General features: G+C 71.4%; 15 protein-coding genes. 9 read left to right on the top strand and 6 right to left on the bottom strand.

Annotated features, from left to right (window positions below; genetic code table 11):
* Window positions 1-44: 44 nt before the first annotated feature.
* From CLT74_RS20950 to CLT74_RS20970, 5 genes are all read left to right on the top strand, one after another.
* On the top strand, window positions 45-797 hold the full coding sequence (locus CLT74_RS20950; RefSeq protein WP_099848134.1) for an NUDIX hydrolase: 753 nt from the start codon (window positions 45-47) through the stop codon (window positions 795-797).
* The gene (locus CLT74_RS20955) at window positions 794-1,768 is read left to right on the top strand and encodes a serine/threonine protein kinase (protein WP_099848136.1); all 975 of its coding nucleotides are present in this window, start codon (window positions 794-796) and stop codon (window positions 1,766-1,768) included. Before CLT74_RS20950 ends, CLT74_RS20955 begins: the two co-directional genes overlap by 4 nt.
* A 10-nt stretch (window positions 1,769-1,778) precedes the next feature.
* Window positions 1,779-2,738, top strand: coding sequence for a hypothetical protein (locus CLT74_RS20960; RefSeq protein ID WP_099848138.1), 960 nt, complete (start codon window positions 1,779-1,781; stop codon window positions 2,736-2,738).
* Between the two features lie 80 nt (window positions 2,739-2,818).
* The gene (locus tag CLT74_RS20965) at window positions 2,819-4,108 is read left to right on the top strand and encodes an adenylosuccinate synthetase (protein ID WP_199172408.1); all 1,290 of its coding nucleotides are present in this window, start codon (window positions 2,819-2,821) and stop codon (window positions 4,106-4,108) included.
* Between the two features lie 54 nt (window positions 4,109-4,162).
* On the top strand, window positions 4,163-4,777 hold the full coding sequence (locus CLT74_RS20970; protein WP_099848140.1) for a DedA family protein: 615 nt from the start codon (window positions 4,163-4,165) through the stop codon (window positions 4,775-4,777).
* 72 nt (window positions 4,778-4,849) lie between these two features.
* On the opposite strand, the gene CLT74_RS20975 is transcribed toward CLT74_RS20970, so the two are convergent.
* Both CLT74_RS20975 and CLT74_RS20980 read right to left on the bottom strand, forming a co-directional pair.
* Window positions 4,850-5,491, bottom strand: coding sequence for a response regulator (locus CLT74_RS20975; RefSeq protein WP_099848142.1), 642 nt, complete (start codon window positions 5,489-5,491; stop codon window positions 4,850-4,852).
* Complete coding sequence (locus tag CLT74_RS20980; RefSeq protein ID WP_099848144.1) at window positions 5,488-6,633, bottom strand: histidine kinase; 1,146 nt, start codon at window positions 6,631-6,633, stop codon at window positions 5,488-5,490. The genes CLT74_RS20975 and CLT74_RS20980 overlap by 4 nt, the downstream gene beginning before the upstream one ends.
* A 194-nt stretch (window positions 6,634-6,827) precedes the next feature.
* Here CLT74_RS20980 and CLT74_RS20985 point away from each other — a divergent pair, with 194 nt between their 5' ends.
* Window positions 6,828-7,532 carry a DedA family protein gene (locus tag CLT74_RS20985; RefSeq protein WP_099848146.1) on the top strand — a complete coding sequence of 235 codons (705 nt, stop codon included), beginning with the start codon at window positions 6,828-6,830 and terminating at the stop codon, window positions 7,530-7,532.
* On the opposite strand, the gene CLT74_RS20990 is transcribed toward CLT74_RS20985, so the two are convergent.
* Window positions 7,507-8,145 carry a TetR/AcrR family transcriptional regulator gene (locus tag CLT74_RS20990; RefSeq protein ID WP_199172232.1) on the bottom strand — a complete coding sequence of 213 codons (639 nt, stop codon included), beginning with the start codon at window positions 8,143-8,145 and terminating at the stop codon, window positions 7,507-7,509. The genes CLT74_RS20985 and CLT74_RS20990 overlap by 26 nt on opposite strands.
* Window positions 8,146-8,212: 67 nt before the next feature.
* On the opposite strand from CLT74_RS20990, the gene CLT74_RS20995 reads away from it, so the two are divergent.
* From CLT74_RS20995 to CLT74_RS21005, 3 genes are read left to right on the top strand one after another with little or no spacing between them, the layout of a single operon-like run.
* Window positions 8,213-8,665 (top strand): SCP2 sterol-binding domain-containing protein, encoded by a 453-nt coding sequence (locus tag CLT74_RS20995; protein ID WP_099848151.1) that lies wholly within the window; start codon window positions 8,213-8,215, stop codon window positions 8,663-8,665.
* 1 nt (window position 8,666) lies between these two features.
* Window positions 8,667-9,881, top strand: a complete 1,215-nt coding sequence (locus CLT74_RS21000; RefSeq protein WP_099848153.1) for an acyl-CoA dehydrogenase family protein — start codon at window positions 8,667-8,669, stop codon at window positions 9,879-9,881.
* A 20-nt stretch (window positions 9,882-9,901) separates the two neighbouring features.
* Window positions 9,902-11,464, top strand: coding sequence for an AMP-binding protein (locus tag CLT74_RS21005; RefSeq protein ID WP_099848155.1), 1,563 nt, complete (start codon window positions 9,902-9,904; stop codon window positions 11,462-11,464).
* Window positions 11,465-11,551: 87 nt separating this feature from the next.
* On the opposite strand, the gene CLT74_RS21010 is transcribed toward CLT74_RS21005, so the two are convergent.
* The 3 genes from CLT74_RS21010 to CLT74_RS21020 form a co-directional block, all read right to left on the bottom strand.
* Window positions 11,552-16,660: a DNA repair ATPase gene (locus tag CLT74_RS21010; protein WP_486582443.1), complete on the bottom strand. Its 5,109-nt coding sequence runs from the start codon at window positions 16,658-16,660 to the stop codon at window positions 11,552-11,554.
* Window positions 16,653-18,674 (bottom strand): SPFH domain-containing protein, encoded by a 2,022-nt coding sequence (locus CLT74_RS21015; RefSeq protein WP_099848157.1) that lies wholly within the window; start codon window positions 18,672-18,674, stop codon window positions 16,653-16,655. Before CLT74_RS21015 ends, CLT74_RS21010 begins: the two co-directional genes overlap by 8 nt.
* A 142-nt stretch (window positions 18,675-18,816) precedes the next feature.
* Entirely contained in the window at window positions 18,817-19,449 is a 633-nt protein-coding gene (locus CLT74_RS21020) for a hypothetical protein (RefSeq protein ID WP_099852509.1), read from the bottom strand.
* Window positions 19,450-19,531: the final 82 nt, after the last annotated feature.

The following is a 19,531-nucleotide window of genomic DNA, read 5'->3' on the forward strand; positions in this document are numbered from 1 at the left end:
GTTCTTCTCAGATAGAGATGTTCTCTAAGTGAGAGTGATCGAGCGTGAACGAGCAGGATTTCCTCGCCACCTACGACCCGAGCGCCTACCCGGCGGTCGCGGTGACCGTCGACATCGTCGCCCTGACCATTCGTGACGGCGCACTGCACCTGCTGCTGATCCGCCGCGGCGCACAGCCGTACACCGGTCTCTGGGCACTTCCCGGTGGATTCGTCCGGCCGGACGAGGACCTGGCCACCGCCGCCCGGCGGGAGCTGGCCGAGGAGACCGGCCTCGACGGCGAGCCGCTCCGGCGGGTTCATGTCGAGCAGCTCGCCTCCTACGGGGCACCCGACCGGGACCCCCGGATGCGGATCGTCTCGATCGCCCATCTCGCCTTCGCTCCCGACCTGCCGGACGCGACGGCCGGCACCGACGCCGACGAGGCGGCCTGGGTGCCGGTCACCGAGCTGACCAACCGTCAGCTCGCCTTCGACCACGACCGGATCGTCTCCGACGGGCTGGAACGGGCCCGCTCAAAGCTGGAGTACACCCCGCTGGCCACTCGATTCCTCGCACCCGAATTCACCATCGGGGAGTTGCGGGCCGTCTACGAGACGGTCTGGGGCCACCAGCTGCACGCCGGCAACTTCCACCGCAAGGTGCTCTCGGTGCCGGGGTTCGTGGAGGGCACCGGCGCCAGCACCGAACGCGGCGGCGCCCGGGGTGGCCCACGCGCCCGGCTCTACCGGGCCGGGGACGCGCGACTGCTGCACCCGGCGCTGCTGCGCCCGGCGCGCGAGGAGACGGTGCGATGACGACCGACGAGGCGATCCGCCTGGTCACCGCCGCCCGCGACGACGACGAGTTGTTCGGCGGCGACGCGCCGGAGCGGCGCTACCGGGAACTCGTCGGTGCCCTGCACCCGGACCGGCTCGGTTGGGTCGGCCCGGGGATCCGGGCCGCCGCCATCGACGCCTTCCTCCGGGTCACCACCCGTTGGCGGGCCCGGCGGGTGACCGAGTTGCGCGGTTACCGGTGCGGCCGGCCCGCGTACTCAGGTGACCTCGCCGACCTGTACGACGTCGGCGCGGACCGGCTGCTCAAGCTGCCCCGCGACGCGGCCGACAACGATCTGATGGCCCGCGAGCAACGCGCCCTGCGCACGCTCGCCGAGCGGGGCGACCCGCGCTGGCTACCGTACGTTCCCCGGCTGGTCGACAGCTTCACCCACCGCGACGCCGGCACCGGGGCGGAACGCCGGATCACCGTGCTCGGCACCGCGCCCGGGCTGCACAGCCTGGTCGAGGTGCGGCGGGCCTATCCGGACGGGCTGGACGCCCGTGACGTGGCGTGGATGTGGCGACGGCTCCTGGTCGCCCTCGGCCTCGCCCACCGGGCCGGCCTGGTGCACGGCGCGGTGCTGCCGGCGCATGTGCTCATCGACCCCGACGCCCACGGCCTGGTGCTTGTCGACTGGTGCTTCTCCACCGAGCCGGGCGGCACCGTCCCGGCGATGGTGCCCGATCACGACACCTGGTACCCGCCCGAGGTGCTCGACCGTGGCCCGTGCGGGCCCGGCACCGACATCTTCATGGCCACCCGCTGCATGACCTGGCTGATGAACCGCGAGGCCCCACGCCAGCTGCTGGACTTCGCCCAGGGCTGCCGGCAGCGGTTCCTGCGGGCCCGCCCCGACGACGCCTGGCTGCTGCTGCGCGAACTGGACGAGGTGCTGCACCGGCTCTACGGGCCGCGCACCTTCCGACCCTTCACCCTCAACCCCTAAGGAGGCTGCCATGGGCAGCGGAGCATGGTCCACAGATGTGTACGACGCCGCCGACCGGTACCGCCGGGCCACCGGCACCAGCGCCTTCTCCTACAGCGACAGCGGGGCGCGGGTGGTGCACCCCGCACTGGACCCGCGTGGCGCGGTACGGGAGAGCCGGGACAGCGCGGAACACCCGCAGTCGACGCCCGTCGCGGTCCTGTTCGACGTGACCGGCTCGATGGGGCATGTGCCCCGTGTTCTCCAGGCCAAGCTGCCGCAGTTGCTGGGGCTGCTGCTGCGCCAGGGATATGCCCGCGACCCACAGATCATGTTCGGTGCGATCGGCGACGCCACCTGTGACCGGGTGCCGTTGCAGGTGGGGCAGTTCGAGTCCGACAACCGGATGGACGACGACCTCGGCCGGATCGTGCTGGAGGGTGGCGGCGGTGGCCAGATGCGGGAGTCGTACGAGCTGGCGCTGTACTTCATGGCCCGGCGCACGGTCACCGACAGTTGGGAGAAGCGTGGCCGACGCGGCTACCTGTTCGTGATCGGCGACGAACTGGCGTACCCGCAGGTGAAGTCCGGCGAGGTGGCCCGACTCATCGACGACGACCTGCGCGAGGACGTGCCGTTGCGGCAGATCGTCGACGAGGTCGGCCGCCGGTGGGACACCTACTACCTGCTCCCCGCCGGCAGCCACTACTCGGGCAACCGGCGGGTGCTGGACTTCTGGCGTGGCCTGCTCGGCCAGAACGCCCTGGAGCTGGACGACCTCGGTGCGGTCTGCGAGACCATCGCGCTCACCGTCGGTCTCGGCGAGCAGGCCATCGACCTCGACCAGGGTCTGCGGGACCTGGACCGCGCCGGCTCGGCGGCCACCGGCACCGTGTCGAAGGCGCTCGCCCGGTTCCACGGGAGATCGCGGGCCGAGGTGTCGGAGCTGCCGGCCAACCGCACCACGGGACGCGGAGTGATCCGGCTGTGACCCGGCCGGCGGCGGATGTGGTTCCGGGCGGCACGGTGACCGGCGGGCCGGCGGCGAGGGGGCCGCGCGGACAGCACGTGATCGTGGTCGACCTCGGGTACGGCGACGCGGGCAAGGGCACCGTCGTGGACTGGCTCTGCGCGACCCGGCAGGTAAGGACTGTGGTGCGGTTCAACGGGGGTGCGCAGGCGGCACACAACGTCGTGCTGCGCGACGGCCGGCACCACACGTTCGCCCAGTTCGGGGCCGGCACCTTCCGTCCCGGGGTGCGCACCCACCTGTCCCGGCACGTGGTGGTGGATCCGCTCGCGCTGGCCGCCGAGGCGGACCACCTCGCCGCCGTCGGAGTGCCCGACGCGTTCGACCGGCTGACCGTGGACGGGGAGGCGCTGCTGGCCACCCCGTACCACCGGGCCGCGAACCGGGCCCGGGAGCTGGCCCGTGGAGCCGACCGGCACGGTTCCTGCGGGCTGGGGGTGGGCGAGGCCGTCGCGTACGGTCTCGCCCACCCCGACCAGGCGCCCCGGGTGGCGGACTGCCGCAGCCCGGGGCTGCTGCGCCGCCGGCTGACCGCGCTGCGGGACCGGCTCAGCGCCGAACTCGGCCCGCTGGACGCCCCGCCGGTCGCCGACTGTCTGCCCGCCTACCTGGCCTTTGCCGAACGGGTGACGATCGTCGACCGGGGCTGGCTCACCGGGGAGCTTCAGGCCGGGACGTGCGTCTTCGAGGGCGCACAGGGGGTGCTGCTGGACGAGTGGCACGGCTTCCACCCGTACACGACCTGGAGCACCACGACCACCGCGAACGCCGAGGCGCTGCTGGCCGAGGCCGGGTTGGCCGATTCGGCGACCCGGATCGGTGTGCTGCGCACGGTCACCACCCGACACGGGCCGGGACCGCTGGTGACCGAGGATCCGACGCTCGGGCTGACCGAACCGCACAACGGGACGAATCCGTGGCAGGGTCGCTTCCGGTTCGGCCACTTCGACGCCGTCGCCCATGCGTACGCGCTGGCGGTCAACGGTGGGGTCGACGGCCTGGCGCTCACCCACCTGGATCTCGTGGGTCAGGGTCTCGACCTGCGGATCTGCCGCCGCTACACAAACCTGGACGGGCTGGCGCCGGGCCTATCCGGCGACCTCGACCGGCAGGCCGCGCTCACCGCACGCCTGCTGCGGACCAGACCCGTGTACGACTCCCCTCCGCCGGCCGACTGGCCTGCGGCGGTGGAGCAGGCGCTCGGCGTGCCGGTGGTGCTCACCTCCCACGGTCCGACGGCGGAGGACAAGCGGGTGCGGAAGGTTCAGCTCGACACCGAAGGCGGTACGGCCACCCGGTTGACGGCGGCAACGGGTGGAAGGCCCCATTAGCGGTGATCCGTCCGTCCCGCCCCGATGCCTCCGCCCGGCGGCGAGCATGGATCCATGGAGGCCGCGCTCGACCTGCTCCGGCACACGCTCACCTCGCCGTGGGTCTATCTGCTGCTCTTCGGACTCACCGCGGTTGACGCGTTCTTCCCGCTGGTACCGGCCGAGGCCGCGGTCATCACCGTCACCGTCCTCGCCACCGGCGGCGAGCCGAATCTGGTGGTGGTGATCGTGGCGACGATGCTCGGTGCCGTGCTCGGCGACCATGTCTCGTACGCCATCGGGCGCGGCGGCGGCTCGCGTCGGCTGGACCGTTCGCCGGAGGACAGCCGACGTCGTGCCGGATCGCAGTGGGCGCGGCGGGCGGTGTGCCGGCACGGCGGCGTCATCCTGACCTCCGCCCGGTACCTGCCCGGCGGACGGACGGCGGTCACCCTGACCATGGGGGCGGTGCGCTATCCGCTGCGCCCGTTTCTGCTCTACGACCTGATCGGCGCCGGCACCTGGGCGCTCTACTGCGTACTGCTCGGCATCTTCGGCGGGCTCGCCTTCGAGCGTGAACCGATCTACGGAATCCTCGCCGGGATCGGCCTGTCCGTCGCGGTGACCCTGCTTGTGCAGTTGGTACGCACCCTGCGGCGTCGCGCCCACCGCCGGGCCGCCCGACGTTGAACTCCGCTCACGGACGCAGAACCGCTGTCCGCCGTTGAACCGCTCTCCGACGCCGAGCGTTTCCGCACCGGATCAGGGCAGCTCGGCATCGTGGACCAGGATCGCCAACTGCACCCGGTTCCCGGCGCCGACCTTCGTCATCGCCCGGCTCACGTGCCCTTTGACCGTGGCCTCGCTCATCAGTAGTTGACGAGCAATCTGGGCGTTCGCGCATCCCCGCCCCACCGCACGCGCGATCTCCAACTCCCGTGCGGTCAGGCACTGGAGTTGACGCCGGGCCGTGTGGCGTCGGGCCGGGCCGCGCTCCGCGAAGGAAGCGATCAAGCGCCGGGTCACGGCGGGCGCGAGCATGGCGTCACCGCTGGCCACGGCGCGTACTGCGGCGGTCAGGTCGGCCGGTGCGGTGTCCTTGAGCAGGAAGCCGACCGCACCGGCACGCAGGGCGTGGTGTACGTACGCGTCCCGGTCGAACGTCGTCAGCATGATCACTCTCGCCCCGGCGGCGACAATGTCCGGCGCGGCGGCGAGGCCGTTCATGCCCGGCATACGGACATCCAACAGGACCACGTCCGGTCGGAGCCGCCGCACCTCGGCGCCGGCCGCAGCACCGTCCGCCGCCTCGCCCACCACCGTGATGTCGCCGGCTGCTTCGAGGATCAACCGCAGGCCGGACCGGATCAACTGCTCGTCGTCAACGACCAGAACTCGAATCACTCCGGCTCCTCCGTCGGAAGCAGCGCTCGGACCAGGAAGCCCCCGCCATACGGTTCGGCCGTGAGCCGCCCGCCGAGCAGTTCCACACGTTCCCGCAGACCGATCAGGCCCAACCCGGCACCGGGCAGAGCCGACCCGCCGATCGCCGGCCCGTTGCGCACCCCGACCTCGACCCCGCTGGAGAGATACCGCAGGCTGACCGTGGTGTCCGCATCGGGGGCGTGCTTCCGTACGTTCGTCAGCGCCTCCCGTACCACCCGGTGCACCGTCCGCCCGACCGTGGCCGGCAGGGGTCGGGGGATCCCCTCGTCATGCCGGTCGACCCGCAGGCCGGCGGTACGCGACTCCTGAATCAGGACATCCACCTCCGACAACCCGGGCGGCGGTACGGGTCCGGCCGCTCCACGCAGCACGCCGAGTACCTCGCGCAGGTCGGCGAGGGCCTGCCGACCGGTCGATCGGATCAGCGACGCGGTCTCCACCGCCGCCGAGTCGGCGGATGTCACCTCCAACGCGCCCGCATGCACCACCATCAGCGACACCCGGTGGGCGACCACGTCATGCATCTCCCGGGCGATCCGGGCCCGTTCCTCAGCGCGGGCCTGCTCCATGCGGGCCAGCTGTTCGCGTTCCAACTGCTCAGCCCGGTCGCGCAATGCGCCGACGGTGTCCCGCCGAGCCCGCGTCCAGAGCCCGATCACCAGTGGCAGCAGCACCAGCCAGGCGAAGAGCGTCAGCACATTGCCCGGCGTGGCCATGGTGATCTGCCGGTGCCCTCCGACCGCCCACCCCACCAGCACACCGATGGCCGTCACCAGCACCGCACCGGCCAGGTAGGCGACGATCCGCCGACGACCCCGCAGCCACAGCCCGGCCAGGAGGGAGGCCGCCGCCGGGATCGGCCAGGCGGCAAGCAGCGGCCAACCGACGGCAGCCACGGCGAACAGCGGCCAGCGGCGTGCCCGGGCCACCGCCACCGCTGTTCCGGAGGCGACGACGACGGCGAGGACCACCGCCCGGGGGAGAGGTGACGCCACTCCGGCCGCGCCGTTCGCGGACATCCAGACCCCGACCGATACCAGTACGGCCAGCACCGGCAGCGCGTACCGCCGGAGCGGTGTCCGGACTTCGACGATGGCCATCGTCGCAGGCTAGTGGCGTCCGAGCCGGTCGGACCGCCGCCGACGGCCAGAGGGGGGACACTTCCGGGCGGCCGACCCGCCCTTCTCGGGGTTGGCCCGGAGCCGGAGTCAGGGCTGACCCACAACTTAGGTAGCGGGATGGTTATGACTATCGGTCGATGGCCGGAACCCACGCGGGGACCAGCATCGGAAGCATGCAACTGGTGCTCGACCTGCTCCACGAGACGATGTCCTCGCCCTGGGTTTACCTGGCGCTCTTCGCGGTCGCGGTGGTTGACGGGTTCTTCCCGGTGGTGCCCAGCGAAACCGCGGTCATCACCGCCGGGGTCTTCGCGGCGACCGGACAGCCGGCGCTGCCGCTGGTGATCGTGGTGGCGGCGGCCGGCGCCCTGATCGGTGACCACATTTCGTACGCCATCGGCCGACGCGGCGGCGGACGCCTGCTCACCCGTCTACCGGAACAGGGGCGACGGCGTGCGGTGTACGCCTGGGCCAGCCGGGGCATCGCCCTACGCGGTGGTCTGATCCTGGCCGTGGCGCGATACGTACCGGGTGGTCGGACGGCTGTCACCATGACCATGGGGGCGACCCGGTTTCCCCGGTCGCGGTTCCTGATGTTCGATGCACTGGCCGCCGGCACCTGGGGGATCTATTCGGCGCTTGTCGGTTATCTGGGCGGGCTCGCGTTCGAACAGGACCCGCTGCGCGGGCTGCTACTTGGGCTCGGCCTCGCGCTCAGCGTCACGGTGATCGTGGAGACGGCCCGCTGGGCTCACCGACGAGCACGCCCGCTGCCGGCGGTTGTGGAGCCCGGTGCCGAGGTTGCACCGGCGATGTGTGACTGCGATCGCGTTCCCGGCGCTGGGCTGCCGCCTACTCCTGAGGCGGGTGCCAGGTGATGCCGTGCAGCAGTTGCCCGGCACCGAGCCAGGCCACGTTCATCATCCGGGTGGCGGTCTTCTCCGGGTCGGCTTCCGGATGGTCGGCCAGCCAGTCGGCAAGCGACTCGCTCGCGCCGACCAACGCGTACGCGACCACCTCCAGCTCGGTGTCGGCCACCTCACGGCCGCCGGCGCGCAGCGCGTGGTCGAACATCCCGGCGACCACCTCCACCAGCCGGGCCCGCATCACGGCCAGCTCACCGGCGAACGGCTGCTGGGCGCGGGCCTGCCGGTAGAGCACCGCCCAGCCGTCCCGGTGCGCGCCGACGAAGCCGAAGAAGGCCCGCAACCCGCGCCAGAGTCGCTCGTCGGCCGGCAGGTCCGGAGCGGCGGCACCGGCGATGGCCTCCATCATCCGGGTGCCCTCGCGGTGCAGACACGCGACGAAGAGTTCCTCCTTGGTGCCCAGGTACGCGTACACCATGGGCTTGGAGATGCCGGCCACCTCGGCGATCTCGTCCATGCTCGCGCCGTGGTACCCGCGTCGGGAGAAGACCCGCACCGCGGAGTCGAGCATCTGCTGCTCGCGTACGGCACGCGGGAGGCGTTTGAAGGCAGGGCCGGTGGACACCTTGCGAGCATACCTACCCATGCGTAAGGTTACGCACGAGTAGCCAACAGCCGAGAGGTGCCTTTCCATGACTGACTTCGACCCGGCCAACTTCGCGAACGTCGGCCCGAAGGAGTTCGCCCAGCTCGTCAAGAACACCCCGGACAGCAAGCTGGCCGAGGTGATGTCCGGCGACCTGCGAGGCAAGATCCTCGGCGAGGTGTTCGGGCGGATGCCGCAGTTGTTCCGCGCCGACCGTGCCGGCTCCACGAACGCAGTCATCCACTGGAACATCACCGGCGCCCCCGACGGCGGCACCGACACCTACGAGGTGGTCATCGCCGACGGCGCCTGCACCGTCAACGAGACCCCGCAGCACGACCCTCGACTGAGCCTGACCCTCGGCCCGGTCGAGTTCCTGAAGATCGTCTCAGGCGGCGCCAACCCGGTCATGATGTTCATGACCGGCAAGCTCAAGGCCAAGGGTGACCTGGGCCTGGCCGCCAACATCGCGAACCTCTTCGACATCCCCAAGGCCTGACATGGTGGAGTTCTCGCTCGACCTGAACGAGGAACAGCGGGATCTACGGGACTGGGTGCACCGCTTCGCCAGCGAGGTCGTGCGCCCAGCCGCGGCCGAGTGGGACGCCCGCGAGGAGACCCCCTGGCCGGTCATCAAGGAGGCGGCGAAGGTCGGGCTCTACGGCTTCGAGTTTCTCGCCACCTGCTGGGCCGACCCGACCGGGTTGTCGCTGCCGATCGCCAGCGAGGAGCTGTTCTGGGGCGATGCCGGCATCGGGTTGAGCATCTTCGGCACCTCCCTCGCGGTCGCCGCCATCTACGGCGCGGGCACCCCGGATCAGCTCGTCGAATGGGTGCCGCAGTGCTTCGGTGACGTCGACTCCCCGGCCGTCGCCGCCTTCTGCACCTCCGAGCCGGAGGCCGGTTCGGACGTCGCCGCCATGCGCACCCGGGCCAGCTACGACGAAGCCACCGACGAGTGGGTGCTGCGCGGGCAGAAGGCGTACGCCACGAACGGCGGGATCGCCGGCGTGCACGTGGTGACCGCCTCGGTCGAGCCGGACCTGGGCTCGCGGGGACAGGCCGCGTTCGTCGTACCGCCGGGTACCGCCGGCCTTTCCGCGACCCGCAAGCTGCGCAAGCTCGGCCTGCGCGCCTCGCACACCGCCGACGTCTTTCTCGACGACGTCCGGGTGCCCGGCCGGTGCCTGCTCGGCGGCAAGGAGGCGCTCGACGAACGCCTCGCCCGCGCCCGCTCCGGCCAACGCGCCTCCGGCCAGGCCGCGATGCGCACGTTCGAGCTGTCCCGACCCACAGTCGGCGCGCAGGCGCTCGGCGTGGCCCGGGCCGCCTACGAGTACGCACTGGACTACGCGAAGGAGCGGGTCCAGTTCGGTCGTCCGATCATCACCAACCAGGCTGTGGCGTTCACCCTCGCCGACATGAAGATGGAGATCGACGCCGCCCGGCTGCTGGTCTGGCGAGCCTCCTGGATGGGCCGCAACAATCGGCCGTTCAGCGCCGGCGAGGGCTCGATGTCCAAGCTCAAGGCCGGCGAGGTGGCCGTATCGGTGACCGAGAAGGCGGTCCAGCTGCTCGGTGGCGCGGGGTTCCTGCGGGACCACCCGGTCGAACGCTGGTACCGCGACGCCAAGATCTACACCATCTTCGAGGGCACCTCGGAGATCCAGCGGCTGGTCATCTCCCGGGCGATCTCCGGGATGCAGATCCGCTGACCGCCAGGAGGTACGCGGGCATGGACCTGCCGTTCATCGTCACCACGCTGACTCGGCGGGGCCTGCTCGCCCCGGGCCGCCCGATCCGCGTCGCATCCCAGCTCAGCGCACTGCGGAAATGGGGCTGGAGCCTCGCCGGTGAGCTGCGCCAGGCGGCGGCCCGGGACCCGGGCCGGGTCGCGGTCGTCGACGACCAGGGCACCGAGCTGACGTACGCCGAACTGCTCGACAGGTCCATGCGGCTGGCCCGCGCGCTGCGCGCCGGACTCGGCGTCCAGGCCGGCGACCGGGTCGCCGTGCTCTGCCGCAACCATCCGGGGCTGATCGAGACCATCGTCGCCGCCACGCTGCTGGGCGCCGACGCCGTGCTCGTCAACACCGGGCTCTCCCCGGCACAGTTGGCCACCGTGGCGGAGGAACAGCGGCTACGCGTCCTGGTGCACGACGACGAGTTCACCGAACGGACCCTCGGGCTGCCGGCGGAGCTGCACCGCCTCGACGAGCAGGTCCGGGCGGAGTTGATCGCCACCGCCCTCCCCGGCGAGCTCCACCCGCCCGAGCGGGACGGCCGGATCATCGTGCTCACCTCCGGCACCACGGGCGTGCCCAAGGGCGCCCGGCGCCCCACGCCCAACGGCTTCGGCCCGCTGGTGTCCATAATCGACCGCATCCCGCTGCACGTCCGGGACCGGGTGCTGATCGCCGCTCCGATCTTCCACACCTGGGGGTACGCGGCACTACAGGTCTGTTTCGCCCTGCGGGCCACGATCGTGCTGCACCGTCGCTTCGATCCGGCCGCCACCCTGGACGCCCTGGTGCGGCACCGCTGTCAGGCCCTGTTCGCGGTGCCGGTGATGCTGCAACGGCTGATGGAGATGCCGGCACCGGAGCCCCGACCGCCGCTGAAGGTGGTCGCGGTGAGCGGTTCGGCGCTGCCCGGCGGCCTGCCGTCGGCATTCATGGACACCTACGGCGACGTGCTCTACAACCTGTACGGCTCGACCGAGGCGTCCTGGGCCTCCATCGCCACCCCCGCCGACCTGCGACAAGCGCCCACCACGGCGGGCAGACCGCCGCACGGTACCCGACTGGAGATCGTCGACGACGACGGTAAGCAGGTGCCCGGCGGCCGGGTCGGGCGGATCCTGGTCGGCAACGAGATGCTCTTCGAGGGCTACACCTCGGGCCCGGACCGGGACCGGCACGACGGCCTGCTGGACACCGGTGACCTGGGTCGGGTCAACGCCGACGGACTGCTCTTCGTGGACGGCCGCGCCGACGACATGATCGTCTCCGGCGGTGAGAACGTCTTCCCCGCCGAGGTGGAACAGCTGCTCACCCAGCTCCCCCAGGTACGCGAGGCCGCCGTCATCGGCGTACCCGACCCCGACTACGGCCAGCGGCTTGCCGCCTTCCTCGCCCTGTACCCCGGCGAGACCCTCGACGCCGAGGCGGTCCGGGAGTACGTCCGGCACTACCTGGCCCGCTTCTCGGTGCCCCGCGACGTCGTCTTCGTCAAGTACCTGCCCCGCAACGCCACAGGCAAGGTACTCACCCGCGAGCTACGCCGCTACTACGGCTGACGCCGGCCAGACCCGCCACGACTTGCGGCAACCCGGGCCATCACATCGGCGGGAAGGCCCCACTTGCCGCAAGTCGTGACCTGGCCACTATCGGTCGGTGGCGCGGCCGATGGCGGCGGCGACCCCGCCGACCCGGTCGGCGAGTAGGCCGAGTGCGCCGACCGCCCGGTCGACCGGGTCGTCGCCGGAGCCGCCGAGCGCCCGGGAGCGCTGGAAGGCGTCCTTGACCTCGGCCCAGCGGGCGGCCTGTTCCGGGGTGAGCCGGCCACGCAGCTCGGCGAGCTTGAGCAGATTCGCCTCCGCGCCTGCCGCGAGGGTCTGCGCCTCGCCCAGGTAGTGGTCGTCGATCACCGCCTCCAACTCCTCGTCGGTGAGCACCGGAACGATCCGCTCGGCGAGCTTGTTCATGTTCCGGTATGACCCCTGGAGCTGGAACGGTGGTTCGGTGCGGGCGTCGTCGGACTGCGCCGCCGAGGCGATGTACGCCTGGTTGTTGGCCAGCACCACCTGCTGCACCCGCAGCAGCTTGCGCAGCACCGAGACAACCTGTTCCAGCTCCACCGGCTGGTACGGGTGGGACAGCTGGTCGGCGCGGACCGTGTCGTCGCCACGGGCCATCCGGACCAGCAGCTCCAGGTCAGCGCGGTCCCGACCGGAGAGCGGCGCCAGCAACGGGTTCGCGGTAAGCGCGTTCTCGACGTAGCTGAGCGCGAAGACCTCCTCCCGGCCGGAGAGCACGTCGCCGAGGTTCCACACGTCGGCCCGGTTGGCGAGCATGTCCGGCACCCGGAACCGCTTCCCCGACTCGGTGTACGGGTTGCCCGCCATGCACACCGCGAACCGCTTGCCGCGCAGGTCGTAGGTGCGGGTGCGGCCCTCCCAGACGCCCTCCATCCGGCGCTGCCCGTCGCAGAGCGAGATGAACTTCTGCAACAGCTCCGGGTTGGTGTGCTGGATGTCGTCCAGGTAGAGCAGCACGTTGCTGCCCAGCTCCAGGGCGAAGGAGATCTTCTCGACCTCCTGCCGGGCGGTGGCGTCGGGCGCCTCCGCTGGGTCCAGCGAGGTGACCTTGGTGCCCAGGGCCGGCCCGTTGACCTTGACGAAGACCAGGCCGAGCCGACTGGCCACGTACTCCATCAGGGTGGTCTTGCCGTAGCCGGGCGGCGAGATCAACAACAGCAGGCCGGACTGGTCCACCCGCTTGCCGTCTCCTGTCGCGCCGAGCTGTCGGGCCAGGTTGTCGCCGATCAGCGGCAGGTACACCTCGTCGAGCAGCCGGTTACGGACGAAGGCGTTCATCACCTTCGGCCGGTACTCCTCCAGCCGCAGCCGCTCCCGCTCGACCTCCACCAGCTCGTTGCGTCGCCGCTGGTAGTCGCGGTACGCCGGCACCAGCTCGGCGCGGAACGTACGGGTCCGGGCCAGCGTCTCGTCAAGCCGTACGTCAAGCGTGGAGCCCTCGATGCGCGGGTGTGCGCCGAGCAGACCGCCCACCGTCTCCGTCATCGTCGCCGCGCTGTCCTCCCGGGCCAGTTCGGGGCCGCACAGCTCGACGGCGACCGCCTCCGGCAGGTCGTACCCGGACAGTTCACCGTCACCGGTGGCCAGGAAGGCGGTCAGCCACGCCTCGACGAGCTGGTGGCGGCCGGCCAGGTCGGCACCGAGGGCCCGCAGGTCGTCGTCGAACTCGCGGGACGAGCGGGACTGCGGGCCACCGAGCGCCCGACGGAACCGGTCCAGCAGGGTACGCGCACCGCTGCCGGTGACGAACCGTACCGGCGGTGCGGCGAGTTCGGCGAACAGGTACTCGCCGGCGAGCACGGTGCCAGCGGGCGGCACCGGCAGGCCAGCGTCGCGCAGGAACATCTCGATCGCCTCGGCCAGCTGGCCGCAGAGCAGGTCGGCGGCGTCCTCGCCGTCCGGACGGCCGAACCGCGCCCGGGCCCGGGCCAGCGAGGCGGCGCGTGCGGACCAGGTCAGCCGGGTCGGCTCGTCGGTGGCGAACCGCCAGAAGAGTTGGGCGGCGGCGCGGTCGGCCGGCGGGTAGCGCAGGAGGCCCGCTCCGGCGTGCAGGCGCAGCAGCACCCGCAGGATCTCGGCGGCGTCGTGATCGTGCACGCCGCGCTCGTATCCCTCGTCGTAACGGCTCTCGGCGACCCGCCGGACCAGGTTCCGCAGCCCGTCGGCGTCCACCGCCGCCGCGTGCAGCGCGTCCAGGTCGAGCCCGTCGCGGCCGGCCTCGGCGGCGGCGAGGATCGCGGTGGCCAGGTACTCGGACCGGTACACCTGCGCCGACTCGGAGACCAGCAGTTGGTCCCAGAACCGTCGGGTCTGCTGGAACTCCTCGTCGCGTACCGGGGCGCGGTAGTCGGTGCCGGTCACCGCCACCACCATCCGGCCCTCGGCCGGCACCACCGCCACGTCGATCGGTTGGTTGTTCACCGCGAAGCGGTGCCGCCCCAACCGGATGGTTTCGCCGCCGTCGGCGTACAGGTCGAGGCGGTCGCGCAGACCACGCCCGGCCTCCTGGCGGGCGGCCCGGACCCGGCCGTCCAGCTCCTCGGCCCGCACCGCGTCGCCGAGGGTACGCAGCTCCTCGACCACGGTACGCAGCTTGTCCACCATCGGATCGGCGGCGAAGTATGTGTTGATCTCGTCGAGCGAGCCGAGGGTGCCGGCCCGCCGGTGCACGCTCACCAGAATCCGTTCGGCGGAGGCGACGAGCCGGTCGGCCCGGCGGGCCCGCTCGTCCAGCAGCGCCTGCTTGCGGGAGGAGAACGCCTCGTAGATGTCGGTCCGCCGGGTGGCCAGCTCGGCGAGGAAGTCGTCGAACTCGCCGAACCGGGACTCCAGCTCCTCCACCCGCAGCAGGAGCCGGCCCAGTTGCTCATCGCAGCGCTCGGCGGTGTCCGCCGCCGCCAGCGCACCGGTCACCGCCTGCCCGAGCAGGGCGAACTCGGCGGCGAAGCCGGCCCGGCCCTCCGCGGCGGCCAGTTCCCGGCGGCGCTTGTCCAGCACCGCGCGAGCCCGGTTGACCGCGCCCAGCACCTCACCGACGCGACCCAGGATGCCGGTGCGGACCGTCGCGTCGGCGATGTCCAGCCCGCCGACCACGTCGGTGATGGTCTGAAGGCCGTCGGTACGGGCGGCCAGCTCGTCGCGGACGGTGCCCGCCTCGGCCACGGTGCCGATGTCGGCGGCCTTCGTGGCGAGCCGTTCCACCTCCTGCTGGTATCCGCTGAACGCCTCGTCGCGGCGCAGGAACTCGACAGCCCGACGGCCGGCCGCCGCCAGCTCCTCGTCCAGCCGCCCGGCCAGCTCGTCGATCCGGTCGTGGTCGACGTACCGCAGCTCACGCAGCGTTTCCAGGTGCCCGCGCGCCCGACGCAGGCCACCGAGCTGGGCGACCCAGTCGTCGGCGGTCAGCGGCGCCTCACCCCGGGCCCGCCGGGCCAGCGAGGCGATCTGCTCGGCGCTGGAGTCCAGCTCGGCGCGGGCCCGCTCGGTGAGCGTACGGACCTTCTCGTGTTCCTCAAGCACCCCTGCGGCGGTGCGACGCAGGCCGTTCAGCGGCGTGGCCAGGTCACCGAGTTCGTCCTCACCGAGCCAGTGGTAGTGGTCGACGATCCGGGCGCAGGCGGCGATGAGCGCCTCGTAGAGCCCGGCGGTGGCGGTGCCGTCGACCATTCTGGCCGCCGAAAGGCAGTCCGAGATGCCGCGGACCAGGTCGGCGTTGCCGACCCGCTCCAGCGGTCCGGTGCCGGCCGGCTGCGCCGCCGCATACGCGTCCGAGACGTACGGTGTCTGCCACACCTGCATCGGGTGCACCCGGGTCGGTTCCTCGGACACCGCCCGGAACACCACGAACGTGCCGTCGTCGAACAGCGAGAAGCCGTGGCACGGGATCGGTGCGGCGACCTCCTTGCGGATCGCGTTGTACGGCAGCAGCAGGGTTCGGCCATCGGCTCGGGCGTGGAAGACGTAGAGCACGTCCTCGCCGTTGGGCGAGCGCACCACCCGCTCGAACTCCAGGTCGGCGACGTCGGTGTCGAACGTCCGGGTGACGCCGGTGACCAGGTGGTACCCGCCCGGGAAGATGATGCCGTGGTCCTCGGGGAGCCGCTGGCAGGCGACGCCGATGCCGTCCAGCCGGACCACCTCCCGGGTGAGCGTGTTGAACACCAGGTGCCGCCACTGCGTCTCCTTGTACGGCCGCAGCCGCAGCAGGATCAGCGGCCCCACCCGGGCCCAGTGCACGTCGGCGTCGGCGAGGCTCTGCAACGGCTCGTCCACCGGCTCGCTGTAGATGCCCTCGCCGACCTCGGTGTTGTTCTCCACCTTCACGGTCAGCGTGCCGCCGACCGTCTCCACGAAGACCTGGCCGTCGATGGAGATGTGCGGGTGCCGGCCGAGGACGTGGTCCTCGCGGGTCGTCTCGGTCCACTCGAAGTCGTGCGAGGGCGGAAAGACGTGGTCCCGCTCGCCTCGACTGTCCAGGTAGGTGGGTGTGCCGTCGACGTCGATCCGCCACCGCAGCACCCGGATGTCCTCGGTACGCGGCCCGGTCTGGAACACCGCCAGCAGCCGGCCGTCGACCCGACGCAGTTGCAGCAGGCGGGCCTGCCGGTAGTAGCGGTACAGCTCACTGAAGTCCCGGACGAACTGCGGGTCGCGGAGCAGCCCCGGCAGCTCGTCATGGCCTGCCTCGTCGAACCGGAAGCCGCCCGCCGCCGACCCACCGTCCCGGCTCTGGCCGGGCTTGCCGGGCTCGCCGGGCTCGCCGGGCTCGCCGGGCTCCCGGGTGAACCGGTGCAGGGAGAAGACGTCGTCGACGGAGGTCTCCGGCTTCAACCCGATGAAGACGTTGTACCCGAACAGCATCAGCCCGCCCACCGAGACGATGTCCCGGGGTACACAGTTGTGCTCGGTACGGATCCGTTCGGTGCTCAGCAGCCGCAGCTCGGTGCTGCCGAAGACCTCCAACCGCCGGGCGTTGAGCGCCTCCGCCCGCCGGGCCAGTTCGCCAGCCTGCGTGGCGAGTCGCCGACGCAGCACCTCGTAGCTGCCGTCGTCCAGTCCCGGCCGGGTACCGGCGTCCGCCGCTCCCGGCCCGGTGGGGTCCGGGGCGGCCGGGGCCGGTCCGGCGTCGCCGGGCGTACGCCCGACAGCGGCCGGACCGGCGGTCGGCTCACTCACCGGCGCGCTGCCGTGGGCCGGTCAGGGCGGCGACCGGGGTCTCCGCCACTCCGAGGCGCTGGGCGGCCTTCAGCAACTCCTGGAGCTTGCCCTTGTCCGCGCCGCCGGAGCGCATCTGCTGCATCAGGAACGCCGACAGGGTGAGGTTCTGCACGTCGGCGCTGTCGATCGAGCCGACCATGCGGGCCAGGTCGTCGGTGAAGCTGGCGGTGCCGTCCAGCCACGGCTGGGCCAGGTTCTTCGCCACGTCCGAGTGGGCCACGAAACCGTCCACGCTCTTGCCGTACGAGATCGAGCTGAGCAGCCTGTCGAAGAAGATGCTGTCCCCTCCGACGATGTCGATGTTCGCCTTCTCCAGACCGGTGGCGACCAGCTTGGCCTGTGCCTCGGCGACCTGACGCTGGGTGTCCAGCCCGGCCAGCCGGACCTCCTTCTCCAGTTCCAGGCGCAGCCGGTACTCCTCGTGCTCCCGGGTCGCGTCGTCGAGCGCGGCCATCGCGGCGGCCTTCTCGGTGAGACCTTCCGCCTCGCCCTTCAGCTTCTCGCGTACCGCGTCGGCGGCGGCCACGGCCTTCTCCCGCTCGACCGCGGCCTCGGCCCGTCCGACCTTCTCGATCGCCTCGGCGCTGCGCTCCTGGACCTGCACGTCGGCCAGGCCGGCCGCGGCCGCCTCGGCCTGGACACCTTCGGCCAGCCGGATCTTCGCCCGGGTGTCCAGTTCGGCGGCCTGCTGCCGGGCCTCGGCCAGCACCAGTTCCTCGCGGGCCTTGTGCTTCGCCGCCGCCTCGGCCGCCTCCGCCGCCTTGATGTCCTTGACCAGGCTCTCCTGCGCCTCGGCCTCGGCCTGGATGACGAGCGCCTGGCGGGTCCGCTCGGCCTCCTCGACCACCCGCAGTCGCTTGATGTTCTCCTCCTGCTCGGCCACGGTCTTCTCCACCGCGATCCGCTCCCGGATCACCTCGGCGATGGCCCGCTTCTCGGCCTCGACCTCCTTGTCCTTGGCGATCGTGCTGAGCTCGGTCTCCCGATCCCGGCCGATAACCTCCAGCAGGCGGTCCTTCTCGATCCGCTCGGTCTCGATGGCGATGACCCGCTCGCGGTTCTTCTCGGCGACCGCGATCTCCCGGGCCCGGTTCTCGTGCTGGACGCCCAACTGCTCGTCGGTACGGATGTTCGCGGTCTCCGCCCGCAGCCGCTCCTCCGCGCGTACCCGGGTGACCTCGGCCTCCTCGCGCGCCCGTACCGTCTCGATCTCGCGGCGCTGCTTGGCCTCGGCGTCCGCCTGCCGGCGCTCCAGTTCCAGGATCGCCTCCCGGGCGTCGACGTTCTGCCGGGTGATCTCCTTCTCCTCGCTGCGGCGGAACTCGTTGGTCCGCACGTGCTCCAGGGCGGTCAGCTCGGTGATCTTCCGGATGCCCTGGGCGTCGAGGATGTTCTTCGGGTCGAGCTGCGCCATCGGCGTCTGCTCCAGGAAGTCGATCGCCGCGTCCTCCAGGCTGTAGCCGTTGAGGTCGGTGCCGATCACCCGGATGATCTGGTCGCGGAACTCGTCGCGCTTGGTGTAGAGGTCGACGAAGTCGAGCTGCTTGCCGACCGTCTTGAGCGCCTCGGAGAACTTCGCGTTGAACAGCTCCTGGAGCGTCTCCCGGTCGCTGGCCCGAGCCGTGCCGATCGCCTGCGCCACCTTGATGACGTCCTCGACGGTCTTGTTCACCCGGACGAAGAAGGTGATCCGGATGTCGGCGCGGATGTTGTCGCGACAGATCAGACCCTCGTTACCGGTCCGTTCGATGTCGATGGTCTTGACCGAGATGTCCATGATCTCGGCCTTGTGCAGAACGGGCAGCACGACCGCGCCGGTGAAGGTCACATCGACCCGCCGGACCTTGGAGACGATCAGGGCCTTGCCCTGCTCGACCTTGCGGAACAACCGGCTGACCATGAACACCACGCCGAGCGCGACGAGCAGGACGACGGCGAGGAGTACACCTATACCGGTGGTGATGACATCCATGGCTGGGGCGCGCGGGCGATGACGACCGGCCGACGGGCCGGGCGGGACGCCGCGCATCCTCCTTTCGGGGCGACTCAGGGGCGGCATGGGGCGGACCGGCGGAAGGGGGTCGACCGGCTGCCCTCGACGGGTCGGGGGTGGGTTATTCGGGGATGTGTCTCATCGGGTCGAAGGCGGGTCCGGCGGGCATCACCCAGAAGAACTCGCCGTCGGTGTCGTAGTCGTAGATAAGCGCGGAGCTGCCGGCCGGCATCCGCTCGTCGCCCGGTTGCCGGATCTGCACCACCGCCGACGAACCATCGGCCGCGGTCACCTCGGCCTGGCCGAAGTCGGCGGTGACCGTACCGGTGCGTACCACGCAGAGGCGACCGACGAAGGAATGCCGGGTGGCGTCCGTCTCGGTCGGGAAGAGCCGGCTCAACGGCACCGCGATCAGGCGGGTCACCACCCAGGCGCAGACCGCGGCGGCCAGCAGGACTCCCACCGAGACGGCGATCCGGGTGCCGGAGCCGAGGCCGAGGCCGTCGAGTAGGGCGGTGCCGGCGAGGCTGACGAACCAGGCCACCGCCACGAGCAGGGAGAAGATGACGGCACTTGGCACGCCACCCAGACCGAGACCGGCCAGTACGGTGCCCGGCACGCCGTCGACGTCGAGGTCGTCGCCGAGATCCAGCACGCCGGTCAGCACCAGCAGCCAGTAACCGACGACGACAACCAGGAGGAAGCTGAACAGCACTGTCGGAAAGCTGAGCGCCGCGCCGAGAAAATCGGTCACCGCGTCCTCCTCCCCGTCCCGGTGGGTCCTGACCAGCCACCGGCACGATGATCGTGACACGGGGTGTCAACGGCCGACGGTG

This window comes from Verrucosispora sp. CNZ293 (assembly GCF_002754655.1).

Excerpts from the sequence above, each read along its gene's own strand:
- CLT74_RS20955 (WP_099848136.1), top strand. The coding sequence starts at position 794 with ATGACGACCGACGAGGCGATCCGCCTGGTCACCGCCGCCCGCGACGAC.
- CLT74_RS20995 (WP_099848151.1), top strand. The coding sequence starts at position 8,213 with ATGACTGACTTCGACCCGGCCAACTTCGCGAACGTCGGCCCGAAGGAG.
- CLT74_RS21000 (WP_099848153.1), top strand. The coding sequence starts at position 8,667 with ATGGTGGAGTTCTCGCTCGACCTGAACGAGGAACAGCGGGATCTACGG.
- CLT74_RS20970 (WP_099848140.1), top strand. The coding sequence starts at position 4,163 with ATGGAGGCCGCGCTCGACCTGCTCCGGCACACGCTCACCTCGCCGTGG.
- CLT74_RS20980 (WP_099848144.1), bottom strand. The coding sequence starts at position 6,633 with ATGGCCATCGTCGAAGTCCGGACACCGCTCCGGCGGTACGCGCTGCCG.
- CLT74_RS21005 (WP_099848155.1), top strand. The coding sequence starts at position 9,902 with ATGGACCTGCCGTTCATCGTCACCACGCTGACTCGGCGGGGCCTGCTC.
- CLT74_RS20960 (WP_099848138.1), top strand. The coding sequence starts at position 1,779 with ATGGGCAGCGGAGCATGGTCCACAGATGTGTACGACGCCGCCGACCGG.
- CLT74_RS21015 (WP_099848157.1), bottom strand. The coding sequence starts at position 18,674 with ATGGATGTCATCACCACCGGTATAGGTGTACTCCTCGCCGTCGTCCTG.
- CLT74_RS20985 (WP_099848146.1), top strand. The coding sequence starts at position 6,828 with ATGCAACTGGTGCTCGACCTGCTCCACGAGACGATGTCCTCGCCCTGG.